This window comes from Brevundimonas sp. NIBR11 (genome assembly GCF_027912535.1).
Lineage (GTDB): Bacteria > Pseudomonadota > Alphaproteobacteria > Caulobacterales > Caulobacteraceae > Brevundimonas.
Genome location: NZ_CP115465.1, coordinates 528,099 through 540,725 on the forward strand (window position 1 = coordinate 528,099; position 12,627 = coordinate 540,725).

Sequence of the window (12,627 nt, forward strand, 5' to 3'; positions counted from 1 at the left end):
TTACAGGAACTTCGCCATCACCAGCGCGGTGTCGCTCATCCGCGTCGCGAAGCCCCACTCGTTGTCGTACCAGCTCAGCACGCGGGCCAGCTTGCCGTCGACGACCTGGGTCTGGGGCAAGGCGGCGGTCGATGAGGCGGCTATGTGGTTCAGGTCGTGCGAGACCAGAGGGTCGTTGGTCGTGAACAGCACCCCCTTCATCGGACCGTCGGCGGCGGCCTGCAGGGCGGCGTTGATCTCTTCGACCGTGACCTCGCGGCCGGCCACCACCTTCAGATCGACGACCGAGACGTTCGGCGTGGGGACCCGGATCGACGATCCGTCCAGCTTGCCCTTCAGTTCCGGCAGAACCAGGCCCAAGGCCTTTGCAGCGCCGGTCGAGGTCGGGATCATCGACAGGGCGGCGGCCCTGGCGCGGTACAGGTCCTTGTGCATCGTATCCAGCGTCGGCTGGTCGCCGGTGTAGGAATGGATGGTGGTCATATAGCCGCGCTCGATGCCGAATAGGTCGTTCAGCACCTTGGCCACGGGAGCCAGGGCGTTGGTGGTGCACGAGCCGTTGGAGACGACGATGTCGTCGGCCGTCAGGGTCTCGTGGTTGACCTTGTAGACGATGGTCTTGTCGGCGTTGTCGCCGGGCGCCGAGATCAGGACGCGCTTGGCGCCGGCCTTCAGGTGGGCCTCGGCCTTGTCACGGGCGGTGAAGATGCCGGTGCACTCGAACGCGATGTCCACGTTCAGGTCCTTGTGCGGCAGGTTGGCCGGGTCGCGCTCGGCGGTGACCTTGATCTTGCCCAGACCCACGTCGATCCAGTCGTCGCCATGCTCAACCGTGCCGGGGAAGCGGCCGTGGACTGAGTCGTATTTCAGCAGGTGGGCGTTGGTGGCCACCGGGCCCAGGTCGTTGATCGCCACGACCTCGATGTCGCGACGGCCATGCTCGACGATCGAACGGAGGACGAGGCGGCCGATGCGGCCAAAGCCGTTGATGGCGACGCGAACGGTCATGGGCAGGTCTCCTGAAGCGGTGTTTCTCGTTGGGCGCTTCAATGGGACCGCCCGCGCCAGGGATCAACCCCGGACCCGTAACAAGGCGTGATGAACTGTAACGCTCAGGTCGCCAGAGGCATCCACAGCCGCGCTTCCAGCCCGCCTTCGGTCCGGTTGGCCAGGGTCGCATCCCCGCCCGCCGCCCGCGCCGCCTGACGCGCGACTGCGAGGCCCAGCCCCGCACCCCCGGTCTGACGATTGCGGGACCGTTCGCCGCGCTGGAAGGGCTCGAACACTGTCTCCAGCTCGTCCTCGGGCAGGCCGGGGCCGTCGTCGGCGATGGTCAGGACGGCGCTGTTGTCCGACCGCACCATCTCGACCGAGGCGGCGTCGCCGTACTTCAGCGCATTGTCGATCAGGTTGGCCACGGCCCGCCTCAGCGCCGCCGGGTCCCCCTCGACGATCAGTCCCGGATCGCCGGAGAAGGTCACGGCCGCCCCGGTCTCCGCGAACCCCGCCGCGCAGTCGGCGGCAAGCTGCGACAGGTCCAGCCGCTCGCGCCGTTCCGCCTGGACCTCGCCGCGCACGAAGGCCATGGCCTGGCCGATCAACCCGTCCATCTCTTCGACATCGGCCGCCATTTTGTCGCGCAGGGCCGCCGGGACCTGTTCGGCCCGGAACCGGAGCCGAGTCAGCGGTGTCCTCAGATCATGGGCGATGGCGGCGATGGTCTGGGTCCGCTGGCGCATATGGCCCCGGATCGAGGCCTGCATGTCGTTGAACGCCCCGATGGCGGTCCGCACCTCCGACGGCCCCGACGGGACCAGCGGCGGCGCGTCTGGATCGGCCCCCAACCGCTCGGCGGCCGCGGCGAACTGGCGGATCGGCCGGGTCAGTCTGCGCGCCATCAACCAGACCAGCGGCGCCAGGATCAGGGCGGTGATGCCCAGGGCGATGAGCAGCCGCATCTGCCACGGATCGATCAGGCCGCGCGGCGGCTCCACCGTCGCCCAGCGCCCGTCGTCGAGCCGCACCGCCGCCGAGAAGGGCGCGAAGGTCAGCCGGTCGGCTGTTACCGTGAACCGCGTCTGTCGGTCGCCCGAGGTGATGACCCGGACGCTGTCGGTCTCGGGCGGCGCGGAGCCGCCCGGCGCGGGCGCTCGCTGGGCCAGCAGCGCCCCAACCTGATCCATGATGGCCGCGCGGTCCGCGTCCGACGCCTCGCCGACGGTCCGGCGGGAGAAGACGACGCTGCGGTCGGTCTGGGCGATCACGGCGGGACCGGCCGCTCCAGGCCTCTCGGGCGGTCCCTCTCTGTTGAGGGCGAAGCCCGCCGGCCCCCGTTCCGGCAACCACACCCGCACGTCCTGCGGCCGGCGCCCCATACGCTGGGACAGGCCGCCCGCGATGGCGCGCTCGATCGGTCCCGGCGGCCGATCCTGCTGGGGCGGTTCGTTCGACAGTCGGCGCTTCAGCGCTCGACCGTCCGCCGTCTGCGCGGACCTGCCATACAGGGCGTCGGCGGCGGCGGCAATGCTGAAACCCGCCGGGCGCGGCGGCGGCGCCGTCAGGACGACGGCGAAGACCACGAGCTGTGACGCGACGACCGCGAACACGGCCAGGAGGGCGACCTGCACCAGCACCGACATGGAGCCGAGGGGAGAAAAGGCGCGGCGGCTCACGACCTCGCGCCCGCCCGATCGGCGCGCCGCACCCGGGCGTCGAAGCGATAGCCCTCGCCCCGCACGGTGGTGATCAGTTCGCGGCCCGAGCCGTCGTCGAGCTTCTTCCTCAACCGGCTGATCTGCACGTCCATGGCCCGATCGAACACATCGGTTTCCGACCCCCGCGCGGCTTCCAACAGCTGGTCGCGGGTCAGGACCCGGCCCGGCCGTTCGGCGAAGGCGCGCAGCAGGCCGAACTCGCCGGCGGACAGGGACACCACCTCTCCGCCCGGCTGCGACAGCTCGCGCCGCACCAGGTCCAGCCGCCAGCCGTCGAACATCAGGGCCGCGCCCGACGGCGCTTCCTCTTCGCGCGGACGACGCAGCACCGCCCGGATGCGCGCCAGCAGCTCCCTCGGATTGCACGGTTTGGCCAGATAGTCGTCGGCGCCCAGCTCAAGCCCGACGATCCGGTCTGTATCCTCGCCCATGGCTGACAGCATGACGACCGGCGGCGTCCCCGACAGGCGGCGCACGACCGACAGCCCGTCCTCGCCCGGCATCATCAGGTCCAGCACGATCAGGTCCGTAGGCCCTTCGGCCAGCGCCCGGTCCATCTCGGCCGCCGATGCCGCGCCGCGCGCCACATAGCCGTGCTGGCCCAGATAGTCGCACAGGACTTCGCGGATGCCGGGGTCGTCGTCGACGACGAGGATGCGAGGGGAGGGATCGCTCATGGCCGCCTACATGCCTTCTGAACCCGGCGGCGTCATTTCACCGCTGAAACAATTGATCCGGCGCCTGAAATACCCCTGCAAGCGGGTGATGGTCCAAGGACCGCATCAGAAATCGAGAGGAAGCCTCTTCATGTCCATCATCGCCGCCGCCCTGCTGGCCGCCCTGACCGGCGCCCCGGCCCAGGATGAGGCCCCCCGCGTCGAGACGCGCTCCGAAATCCGCATCGTCACCGCGGACGGCGAGGGCCCCGGCCGGCTCGACGCGGACGGCGACGGCGTGGTCACGCGCGAAGAGTTCGCCGCCCCCATGGGGACCGCCTTCGACCGCCTGGACGCCAACCACGACGGCCGCCTTTCGACCGAGGAACTGGCCGCCGGCCCGGGGCCGGGCGGTCCCGGTCGCAGCGTCATGATAACGGGCGGACCCGGCGGTCCGGGCGGTCCCGGCGGCCCGGGCGCGCACGATGTGCGCATCATCACCCGCGACGGCCCCGGCGGCCCCGGCATGCCGATGGGTTTCCATGGCGGTGGTCCGCGCGGCCCGGTCCAGATCTTCACCACCCGCATCGACCGCAACGGCGAGGGCGCCTCCGACGGCCCGCGCGAGCGGCAGGTCTTCGTGCGCCGCTTCGGGGGCCCGGAGGGCGACGGCCAGATGGACACGAACGGCGACGGCAAGGTCTCCGAGGACGAATTCCTGGCCCCGATGCGAGAGGCGTTCGGCCGAATGGACGCCGACCACGACGGTTTCCTGGACGAGGGCGAGGGCCATCGCGCGCCGCCGCCTCCGCCGCCTCCCGCCCGCTGAGAGACGCTTTCGTGACTTGAGGCGCGGCGGGACGCCGGTCTAGGCTGGTCGGGATGGTTCTCCCCGCCCGCCGCGCGTTCCTTTCGATAATCGCCGGCGCCGTCCTCCTTACGGGGACGGCGTTCGCGTCTGCGCCGGCCGTCGCCCAGACGGTTCAGGCCGCCGCGCCCGCGCCGTCCCGCGACCGGGCCCGGATGAACGCCCGGGTGTTCGACACGGTCTGGAGCCTGGTCCGCCGCCAGTATTACGACCCCGCGCTGCATGGGCTCGACTGGAACGCCGCCCGTCAAACCTATCGCCCCCAGGCCTTGGCCGCCCTCGACGACCGCGCGCTCTACCGCACTCTCAGCACCATGCTGGATCAGCTGGACGACGAACATGCCGGCGCCATCTCCCCGGCCATGGCGCGTCGCCAGGACGAGCTGCGCACCCGCCGCGCCGTCATGGGCGTCTCCCTGGCCCGTCAGGACGGCGACGTCTGGCGCATCGAGTCCGTCCGCTCAGGCTCTCCCGCCGAGGAAGCGGGCCTGCAGCCGGGCTGGCTTTTGCAGACCGTGGACGGCCAGTCCTGGGGCGTCGACTTCGATGTCCGCGAAGGTCACCCGATCCAGCTCGACCTGACCGACGAGGCCGGCTCCGCCCACAGGGTCATGGTCACCCCACGCCTCATGGATCCCATCCCGGCCTTCAGCGCCGACCGCTCGCGCCCCGGCGTCTTGGTGCTCCGGGTCGAAGCCTTCGAATCCGGCCTCGGCCGCTGGCTGGGCCAGAGCCTCGCCGACCTGCCGCCCGAAACCGACGTGATCCTCGATCTGCGCGGCAATCCCGGCGGCCTGTTGATGGAGGCGGACGCGGCCTTGTCGTGCTTCCTGCCCGGCGACCGGCAATGGGCCACGCGGGTCTCGCGCAACGGCCGCCCGGCCGCACTGACGATCCTGGCCGGTTGCGGAGCGCTGGGCGGGCCTGTCACCAACGACGTGGCCCTGCTGGTCGACGGCTCCAGCCGCAGCGCCGCCGAACTGACCCCTGCCGCCCTGCAGGAAGCGGGTCGCGCGCTTGTGATCGGCGAGCACACCGCCGGCGCCGTCCTGATCTCTCAGGACACCCCCCTGCCGGACGGCGGTCGCATCACCCTGAGCCGCGCCGACTATCTGACGGCCGGCGGCGTGCGGCTCGAAAAGCGCGGGGTGGAGCCGGACATCGTCGTCACCCGGACGGCCGAGGATCGCCGCGCGGGCCGTGACCCGGCGCTGGACGCCGCCATCGCCGTCCTGGCTCTGGATCCGGAGGCACAGCGCGCGGCGGCCCGAGGGTCTGCGTTCTAACCTTCCTTTTCCCTTGCGGGACAAGGGAAGTTATCCGCGAACCACCCGCACCTTGCCGGCCGCTTCGGCCGCCCGCTCCCGCGCCTGATCCGTCGTCTCGCCGCGCGCCAGGGCCACGCCCATACGACGCCGCTCGAACGCCTCGGGCTTTCCGAACAGCCGGAGGTCCGCCGTCGGCACGCTCAGCGCATCGGCTACGCCGTCGAACGCGACGCCTTCCGCTTCCATCCCGCCATAAATCACCGCGCTGGCTCCGACCTCGCGCTGGCTCACATCGACCGGCAGGCCCAGGATCGCCCGCGCATGCAGCGCGAACTCGCTCAGCGTCTGGGTCGCCAGGGTCACCAGTCCCGTGTCATGCGGACGGGGCGACACCTCCGAGAACCAGACCGCGTCGCCCTTCACGAACAGCTCGACGCCGAACACGCCCAGGCCCCCCAGCGCCTCCGTCACCTTGCCCGCGATCTCCTGCGACCGCGCCAGCGCCGCCGCAGTCATCGCCTGCGGCTGCCAGCTCTCGACATAGTCGCCCTTGACCTGACGGTGGCCGATCGGCGCGCAGAAGTCGGTGACCACCGCCCCGTCCCGCATCGACCTCACGGTCAGCAGGGTGATCTCGAAATCGAAGTCGATCCGCCCCTCGACGATGACCCGCGCCGTCTCGACCCGCGCCCCGGACTGGGCGTAGGCCCAGGCGTTGGCCGCGTCCTCCAGTGCGTCGATGAAGGACTGCCCCTTGCCCGAGGACGACATGACCGGCTTCACGAAGACCGGCAGGCCGATCTCGTGCGCCGCCGCCGCCAGTTCTTGCGCCGATCCGGCGAAGGCATAGGGGCTGGTCGGCAGGCCCAGCTCCTCGGCCGCCAGCCGCCGGATGCCCTCGCGGTTCATGGTCAGCTGGGTCGCGCGCGCGGTCGGGATGACCCGCGCCATTCCCGCCGCCTCGATATCGGCCAGCACCTCGGTGGCGATGGCCTCAATCTCCGGCACGATGATGTGCGGCGCCTCGGCCATGATCACGCCGTTCAGAACCTGCGGGTCCGTCATCGGGATGACGTGCGACCGGTGCGCGACCTGCATGGCCGGCGCGTTAGGATAGCGGTCCACGACCACCACCTCGCACCCCAGCCGCTGCAGCTCGATCGCCACCTCCTTGCCCAGTTCGCCTCCGCCCAGAAGCATGACGCGGACAGCGGTCGCGGAGAGAGGGGTGCCGAGTTTCATCGTGTCGTCCTTACGCCGCCGGTTCGGCGGCTTCCTCTTCCTTGGGCGCCCAGTTGCCGGCCGCCTTGGCGGCCGTCAGGGCGTCGATCAGAGCTTGGGGCGCGCCCGCCGCCCGCAGCTCATCCGCCGTCAGATAGACCGTCCCTGCACAGGCCTGGACGACGTGCGCATAGTCCGCGTCGATCGCCACGCCGCCGTGTTCCGCATCGGCCCAGATTTTGAATCCCTGCCCCAATTCATCGGCAGGCTTCGGCTTCCAGACCTCCAGGCAGCCGCGACCTTCGGCGTCGCCGGGGGGCTCGTCCGCGATCATCTTGCGCTCGTACAGCGCTTCCAGCTGGGCCGAGCGGACATTGTAGACGTAGTCCGCAGGCATCCCCTGCTCAGCCGCGTCCTGCACCAGGCCCAGGCCGGGCAGCAGGGCTGGCCAGTTGACGCGCGCGCCCGTCGACAGATCATAGGTAATGGCCGTCTGCGACGTCGACGGAGAGGCGCCGCCACAATAGGTATCGAGGTGCTCGCGCAGCGTCACGTAAGCCGGGCCGATCATTGGCCGCGTGATCCAGCGCGACCAGCCGCCGCCCTGGCCGGCTTCATTGCCCATGCGGGCGCACTCGGCCGCATCGGCGGACGCTGCGGCATCCAGTCGATCCAGCTCGGCGTTGATGCGAACAATGGCGGGGCTGTCTCCGGCCAGGCGTGGCAGGGCCTCGACCTCCTCGGACAGTTTCGGCTTTTCAATCAGGGCGACGGCTGCCGCGGCGGGCGCGGCCGCCGCCTTCGTGTCCGCAGCCGGCTTGCAGGCCGCCAGCCCCAGCATAAGGGCCGCGATGGCCACGCTCGTGATCGTCTTCATGGTCAGCCGCCCCTCAGTGTGCCGGTTCGATCAGATCCCAGCCGTTGCCGTACAGATCTTCAAAGACCACCACTCTGCCATAGGATTCGTGCCGTGGCGTCTCCCGGAACCTGACCCCCGCCGCCAGCCATGCGGCATGGTCGCGCATCAGGTCGTCTGTCTCCAGGAAGAGCCAGACCCGACCGCCCGCCTGATCGCCCAGCCGGGCCCTTTGCGCGTCCGTGGTAGCGCGGGCCAGCAGAATGGAGGTCTCGCCGCCTTTCGGCGTGACCCGCACCCACCGCTTGCCGCCGCCCATGTCTGTGTCCTCGCTCAGGTCGAACCCCAGCACGCCGACATAGAAGGCGATGGCCTCGTCATAGTCGCGGACCAGCAGGCTGACCGCGCTTAATCGCATCAGAGCCGGGCCTTGGCCGCCGCCACGATTGCATCGGCGGTGATGCCGAACTCGCGGTACAGCACGTCCGCCGGGGCCGAGGCGCCGAAGCCGGTCATGCCGATGAAGGCGCCGTCCTCGCCGATGAACCGCTCCCAGCCCTGTTTGATCGCGGCCTCGCAGGCGACGCGCACCGTGCCCCGGCCGATGACCTGGGCCTGATAGGCGGCGTCCTGCTGTTCGAACAGTTCGAAGCAGGGGACCGAGACGACCCGCGTCGGCGTGCCTTCGCCTTCCAGCGTCTCGGCCGCCTTCAGCGCCAGCGGCATTTCGGTGCCGGTGGCGAACAGGGTGACTTTGGCCTCGCCGTTGGCGGCGCGCAGCTCGTAGGCGCCCCTGGCCGACAGGTTCTCGTCCGAGGCCGTCACCCGCACCGCCGCCGTCTTCTGACGCGACAGGGCCATGGCCGACGGCGTCGCCTTGTGCTGCAGGGCCAGTTGCCAGCATTCGAAGGCCTCGACCGTATCGGCCGGCCGGAAAACCAGCAGGTTCGGGATCGCCCGCAGCGAGGCGAGATGCTCGACCGGCTGGTGCGTCGGGCCGTCCTCGCCCAGGCCGATGGAGTCGTGGGTCAGGACGTGGATCACGCGAATGCCCATCAGGGCCGCCATGCGGATGGCGTTGCGGCTATAGTCCGAGAACACCATGAAGGTGCCGCCGTAGGGGATGATGCCGCCGTGCAGCGCCATCCCGGTCATGGCCGCCGCCATGCCGAACTCGCGGATGCCCCAGTTGACGTAGCGCCCCTCATAGGTCGGAGCGTCGAAGATCGGCGTGCCCTTGACGAAGGTATTGTTCGATCCGGTCAAGTCCGCCGAGCCGCCCACCATCTCCGGCACGGCGCCGAACAGGGTCTCCAGCGCGGCGCCCGAAGCCTGACGCGTCGCCTGCGCCGGCTTGTCGACCACCAGCTGGGCGATCCCGGCGTTCAGGGCGTCGAAGGCGCCTTCCGGCAGGTCGCCCTTCATGGCGCGGGTGAAGTCGGCGGCCTGGGACGAGGCGGCCAGACGGGCCTCCCACGCCTTGCGGTCCTTGGACCCGCGCTTGCCGACCTTCTTCCAGGCTTTGTCGATGGCCTCGGGGATCACGAACGGCTCGTGGTTCCAGGCCAGGCCCAGACGCGTCGCGGCAATCTCGGCGGCGCCCAGGGCCGCGCCGTGGGTCTTGTGGCTGCCTTCCATCGTCGCCGCGCCGCGACCGATCTTCGTCTTGCAGGCGATCAGGGTCGGCTTGTCCTGACGGGTCGCCCACTGCAGGGCCGACTTGATCGCCTTCATGTCATGGCCGTCGACGGCCTTCACAGCCCAGCCCGAGGCCTTGAAGCGCGCCTTCTGATCGACCGCGTCCGACAGGCTGACCTTGCCGTCGATGGTGATCTCGTTGTCGTCCCACAGGACCGTCAGCTTGTTCAGCTTGTAGCGGCCGGCCAGGGCGATCGCCTCCTGCGACACGCCCTCCATCAGGCAGCCGTCGCCCGCGATGACCCAGGTCCGGTGGTCGACCAGGTCGTCACCATACTTGGCGGCCAGATGCCGCTCGGCCATGGCGAAGCCGATGGAGTTGGCCAGGCCCTGACCCAGCGGACCCGTCGTCGTCTCCACGCCCGGCATGTGGCCGTACTCGGGGTGGCCCGCCGTCTTGGACCCCCACTGGCGGAAGTTCGAAAGCTGCTCCGCCGTCGCGGCCTTGTAGCCCGTCAGGTGCAGCAGGGCGTAGATCAGCATCGAGCCGTGGCCCGCCGACAGGATGAAGCGGTCGCGGTCGGCCCAGTCAGGACGGCTCGCGTCGAACTTCAGAAATTTGGAGAACAGCACCGTCGCCACGTCCGCCATGCCCATCGGCATCCCGGGGTGGCCGCTGGCGGCCTTCTCCACCCCGTCCATCGCCAGGACGCGGATGGCGTCCGCCATCATCTTCGGGGTCGCTTTTTCGGGTGCGCCAGAGGGTGTGTCTGAAGGCTTGGCCACGGGCGGACCTTTCGTTGGGAGACGGAAAAGGGAGGCGCGCCGCTTTACCCCGGCGTCACGGCGGGTTCTATACGAAATCTGGAGGAAACGATGGCCGACGCCACGACAGCCGCGCGCGACAGGATCGACCGGGCCCTGGCCTTGCTGGAACGCAAGGTGCTGGACCTGAAGGCGCGCCCGGCCAGCGCTCCGGGGATCGCCGACGACGACCTGTTCGCCATTCCCACGCCGGCGACTCCTGACCAGCAGCGTCGCATCGCCGAACTGGAAGCCGCCGGTCGCGAAGCCTCGGCCGCCCTCGCCGCCGCCGCCATGGCCGTGCGCGATATTCTCAGCCGGGATGACGACTGATGGCGACGGTCACGGTCGAGATCAACGGACGCCCCTACGCCGTGGGCTGCGCCGACGGCCAGGAGGAAAGGGTTCGCATCCTCGCCAAACAGTTCGACGTCCATGTGCGTCAGGTCGCCGGCGACGTCGGCCACGTCGGCGACATCCGCCTCTTCCTCATGGCCGCCCTCGTCCTCGCCGACGAACTCCACGAGGTTCGAATGGGCGCAGGGACGGCCGCCCCCGCCGCGACCGCCGCCGCCCCGACCTCCGACACCGGCGTCGCCGAGGCCCTCAACGCCGTCGCCGCCCGCATCGAGAAGATCGCGCAGTCTCTTTAGGGTGGCCATTGTTCCGCCCCCGGTGAAGGACTATCTTGATCGACGGCGGGTCATGCTGTGGCTCTCGTCGAAGGCAACATATCCTCGCGGCCTTAATTCACTCGAAGGGATCTGCCCCTGTCCGACCTCGTGGGGTTGGGTATGCGGAGCCCACCTGGCTACCCAGGCTCGAGAGGATTCAAACCGTCCTTCACGGCTCTTACGGCGCCGCCACCCCACTTTCTTTGTGCGCTACCGTTCGCCGCATGGCGGCTCACTGCTTGAGCGCGGATTCGCTTGCGCGCTAATATTCGTGTGGTCGCCGCGCGATTGGCGGCCCGTCTGGTTCGGGAGATCGGCATGGTCGTCAAACGCGGCTGGTTTGGACCCAAGCGGTTCGGTTGGGGCGCGTCGCCCGCCAGCTGGCAGGGCTGGGCCGCGACCGGCGTCTTCATTCTGGCCATGCTCCTGACCGGCAACCTGTTGCGGGACGTAGCCTGGGTCTGGGCCCTGATGCTGGCCGAGGTTGCGATCTTCCTGGCCGTGGTCATCCTGACCTTCGACAAGAACGCCCGGACGCACGTCTGACCCTCCCGGACAAGGCCACCCTTCGCGCCGAAGCCCGCGTCGCCCGCCGCAAGCTGGCGACGCTGGAACCGCTCGCCGCCGAGCGCGCCGCCGCCCACGCCGAACAACTGCCCGCCGCCCGCTTCGTCGCCGTCTATCGGGCCATGGGTTCAGAGCTCGACCCCGAACCCCTGGCCCGCATCCTGATCGCCGCCGGGGCCTCGGTCTGCCTTCCGGTGGTCCATGAGCGCGACGCCCCGATGATCTTCCGCCGCTGGTCGCCCGGCGAACCGCTGGAGCTGGACGCCGCCGGCTGTCCCGCGCCCCTGCCGCTGGCCGAGACCGTCGATCCCGACCTGATCGTGACCCCGCTCCTCGCCTTCGACGACCACGGCGGTCGGCTGGGGCAGGGGGGCGGCTTCTACGACCGCACCTTCGCCGCGCGCCCCGAGGCCATGCGCATCGGCTTCGCCTTTTCCGGCCAGCGCGTCGATCGCCTGCCGATGGACCGGCACGATGTCGCCTTGCATGGCGTTCTGACCGAGACGGGCTATACCGCCGCCCGAAAGGTCTAACTCCCCATGCGTCTTGCCTTCTTCGGCGATGTGATCGGCAAGTCCGGTCGCGACGGTATCAGCGACCATCTGCCCGGCCTGAAGCGGGTGCTCAAACTCGATTTCGTGGTCGTGAATGCGGAGAACGCCGCCGGCGGTTTCGGCATCACCGAGAACACGGCGAAAGAGCTGTTCATGGCCGGCGCCGACTGCCTGACGCTGGGCAACCACTCGTGGGACCAGCGCGAGGCCCTGACCTATATCGTGCGCGAACCGCGCCTGATCCGCCCGGCCAACTATCCCCGGCTGATGGACGCACCCGGGGCCGGCGCCAATCTGTTCGAGACCCATTCGGGCCGTACCGTCCTCGTCATGAACGTGCTGGGCCGCGTCCACATGGACCCCCAGGACGACCCCTTCGGCGCCGTGGATCGCGAGCTCAACGCCGCCCCGCTGGGCCACGTCGCCGACGCCGTCATCGTCGACATGCACGCCGAGGCCACTTCCGAAAAGATGGCCATGGGCCATTTCTGCGACGGCCGCGCCTCCCTCGTCGTCGGCACCCATACCCACGTCCCGACCGCCGACTGCCAGATCCTGCCCGGCGGCACGGCCTACCAGACCGACGCCGGCGGCTGCTGCGACTATGACTCGGTCATCGGCAACGAGAAGGAAGAGCCCCTGCGCCGCTTCACGACCCGCGTCTCGGGCGGCCGCTACAACCCGGCCTCGGGTCCGGCCACCGTCTGCGGCGTCTATGTCGAGACCGACGACAAGACCGGCCTCGCCCTTCGCGTCGAACCCATCCGCGTCGGCGGCCGCCTCAGCCAGCACATCCCGCAAGTCTGA

General features: G+C 69.9%; 14 protein-coding genes. 7 read left to right on the forward strand and 7 right to left on the reverse strand.

Annotation, left to right across the window (positions count from 1 at the left end; all coding sequences use genetic code 11):
* The 3 genes from gap to O5O43_RS02510 all read right to left on the reverse strand — a co-directional run bounded on the left by gap (position 1) and on the right by O5O43_RS02510 (position 3,391).
* Complete coding sequence (gene gap, locus O5O43_RS02500; protein WP_271085354.1) at positions 1 to 1,008, reverse strand: type I glyceraldehyde-3-phosphate dehydrogenase; 1,008 nt, start codon at positions 1,006 to 1,008, stop codon at positions 1 to 3.
* Between the two features lie 104 nt (positions 1,009 to 1,112).
* Positions 1,113 to 2,672, reverse strand: coding sequence for an ATP-binding protein (locus tag O5O43_RS02505; protein ID WP_271085355.1), 1,560 nt, complete (start codon positions 2,670 to 2,672; stop codon positions 1,113 to 1,115).
* On the reverse strand, positions 2,669 to 3,391 hold the full coding sequence (locus O5O43_RS02510) for a response regulator (RefSeq protein ID WP_271085356.1): 723 nt from the start codon (positions 3,389 to 3,391) through the stop codon (positions 2,669 to 2,671). The genes O5O43_RS02505 and O5O43_RS02510 overlap by 4 nt, the downstream gene beginning before the upstream one ends.
* A 130-nt stretch (positions 3,392 to 3,521) precedes the next feature.
* Here O5O43_RS02510 and O5O43_RS02515 point away from each other — a divergent pair, with 130 nt between their 5' ends.
* Together O5O43_RS02515 and O5O43_RS02520 are read left to right on the forward strand one after the other, a co-directional pair.
* Complete coding sequence (locus O5O43_RS02515) at positions 3,522 to 4,199, forward strand: EF-hand domain-containing protein (protein WP_271085357.1); 678 nt, start codon at positions 3,522 to 3,524, stop codon at positions 4,197 to 4,199.
* Between the two features lie 53 nt (positions 4,200 to 4,252).
* On the forward strand, positions 4,253 to 5,524 hold the full coding sequence (locus tag O5O43_RS02520) for a S41 family peptidase (RefSeq protein WP_271085358.1): 1,272 nt from the start codon (positions 4,253 to 4,255) through the stop codon (positions 5,522 to 5,524).
* A gap of 30 nt (positions 5,525 to 5,554) precedes the next feature.
* Here the strand turns inward: O5O43_RS02520 and purT are convergent, their stop codons facing one another.
* Genes purT through tkt form a run of 4 tightly spaced genes read right to left on the reverse strand, consistent with a single transcriptional unit; the run spans position 5,555 to position 9,950 of the window.
* Positions 5,555 to 6,748 (reverse strand): formate-dependent phosphoribosylglycinamide formyltransferase, encoded by a 1,194-nt coding sequence (purT, locus tag O5O43_RS02525; RefSeq protein ID WP_271085359.1) that lies wholly within the window; start codon positions 6,746 to 6,748, stop codon positions 5,555 to 5,557.
* A gap of 10 nt (positions 6,749 to 6,758) precedes the next feature.
* On the reverse strand, positions 6,759 to 7,604 hold the full coding sequence (locus O5O43_RS02530) for a hypothetical protein (protein WP_271085360.1): 846 nt from the start codon (positions 7,602 to 7,604) through the stop codon (positions 6,759 to 6,761).
* Positions 7,605 to 7,617: 13 nt separating this feature from the next.
* On the reverse strand, positions 7,618 to 8,001 hold the full coding sequence (locus O5O43_RS02535) for a VOC family protein (RefSeq protein ID WP_271085361.1): 384 nt from the start codon (positions 7,999 to 8,001) through the stop codon (positions 7,618 to 7,620).
* Positions 8,001 to 9,950, reverse strand: a complete 1,950-nt coding sequence (gene tkt, locus O5O43_RS02540) for a transketolase (RefSeq protein WP_271086366.1) — start codon at positions 9,948 to 9,950, stop codon at positions 8,001 to 8,003. The genes O5O43_RS02535 and tkt overlap by 1 nt, the downstream gene beginning before the upstream one ends.
* Positions 9,951 to 10,097: 147 nt before the next feature.
* On the opposite strand from tkt, the gene O5O43_RS02545 reads away from it, so the two are divergent.
* The 5 genes from O5O43_RS02545 to O5O43_RS02565 all read left to right on the forward strand — a co-directional run bounded on the left by O5O43_RS02545 (position 10,098) and on the right by O5O43_RS02565 (position 12,627).
* The gene (locus tag O5O43_RS02545) at positions 10,098 to 10,358 is read left to right on the forward strand and encodes a hypothetical protein (protein WP_271085362.1); all 261 of its coding nucleotides are present in this window, start codon (positions 10,098 to 10,100) and stop codon (positions 10,356 to 10,358) included.
* Positions 10,358 to 10,678 carry a cell division protein ZapA gene (gene zapA, locus O5O43_RS02550; protein WP_271085363.1) on the forward strand — a complete coding sequence of 107 codons (321 nt, stop codon included), beginning with the start codon at positions 10,358 to 10,360 and terminating at the stop codon, positions 10,676 to 10,678. The genes O5O43_RS02545 and zapA overlap by 1 nt, the downstream gene beginning before the upstream one ends.
* A 339-nt stretch (positions 10,679 to 11,017) precedes the next feature.
* Positions 11,018 to 11,245 carry a hypothetical protein gene (locus O5O43_RS02555; protein WP_271086454.1) on the forward strand — a complete coding sequence of 76 codons (228 nt, stop codon included), beginning with the start codon at positions 11,018 to 11,020 and terminating at the stop codon, positions 11,243 to 11,245.
* Entirely contained in the window at positions 11,242 to 11,799 is a 558-nt protein-coding gene (locus O5O43_RS02560; protein WP_271086367.1) for a 5-formyltetrahydrofolate cyclo-ligase, read from the forward strand. Before O5O43_RS02555 ends, O5O43_RS02560 begins: the two co-directional genes overlap by 4 nt.
* Positions 11,800 to 11,805: 6 nt before the next feature.
* On the forward strand, positions 11,806 to 12,627 hold the full coding sequence (locus O5O43_RS02565) for a TIGR00282 family metallophosphoesterase (protein ID WP_271085364.1): 822 nt from the start codon (positions 11,806 to 11,808) through the stop codon (positions 12,625 to 12,627).

Excerpts from the sequence above, each read along its gene's own strand:
- zapA (WP_271085363.1), top strand. The coding sequence starts at position 10,358 with ATGGCGACGGTCACGGTCGAGATCAACGGACGCCCCTACGCCGTGGGC.
- O5O43_RS02515 (WP_271085357.1), top strand. The coding sequence starts at position 3,522 with ATGTCCATCATCGCCGCCGCCCTGCTGGCCGCCCTGACCGGCGCCCCG.
- O5O43_RS02510 (WP_271085356.1), bottom strand. The coding sequence starts at position 3,391 with ATGAGCGATCCCTCCCCTCGCATCCTCGTCGTCGACGACGACCCCGGC.
- tkt (WP_271086366.1), bottom strand. The coding sequence starts at position 9,950 with ATGGCGGACGCCATCCGCGTCCTGGCGATGGACGGGGTGGAGAAGGCC.
- O5O43_RS02535 (WP_271085361.1), bottom strand. The coding sequence starts at position 8,001 with ATGCGATTAAGCGCGGTCAGCCTGCTGGTCCGCGACTATGACGAGGCC.
- O5O43_RS02555 (WP_271086454.1), top strand. The coding sequence starts at position 11,018 with ATGGTCGTCAAACGCGGCTGGTTTGGACCCAAGCGGTTCGGTTGGGGC.
- O5O43_RS02565 (WP_271085364.1), top strand. The coding sequence starts at position 11,806 with ATGCGTCTTGCCTTCTTCGGCGATGTGATCGGCAAGTCCGGTCGCGAC.
- purT (WP_271085359.1), bottom strand. The coding sequence starts at position 6,748 with ATGAAACTCGGCACCCCTCTCTCCGCGACCGCTGTCCGCGTCATGCTT.
- O5O43_RS02545 (WP_271085362.1), top strand. The coding sequence starts at position 10,098 with ATGGCCGACGCCACGACAGCCGCGCGCGACAGGATCGACCGGGCCCTG.
- O5O43_RS02520 (WP_271085358.1), top strand. The coding sequence starts at position 4,253 with ATGGTTCTCCCCGCCCGCCGCGCGTTCCTTTCGATAATCGCCGGCGCC.
- O5O43_RS02530 (WP_271085360.1), bottom strand. The coding sequence starts at position 7,604 with ATGAAGACGATCACGAGCGTGGCCATCGCGGCCCTTATGCTGGGGCTG.
- gap (WP_271085354.1), bottom strand. The coding sequence starts at position 1,008 with ATGACCGTTCGCGTCGCCATCAACGGCTTTGGCCGCATCGGCCGCCTC.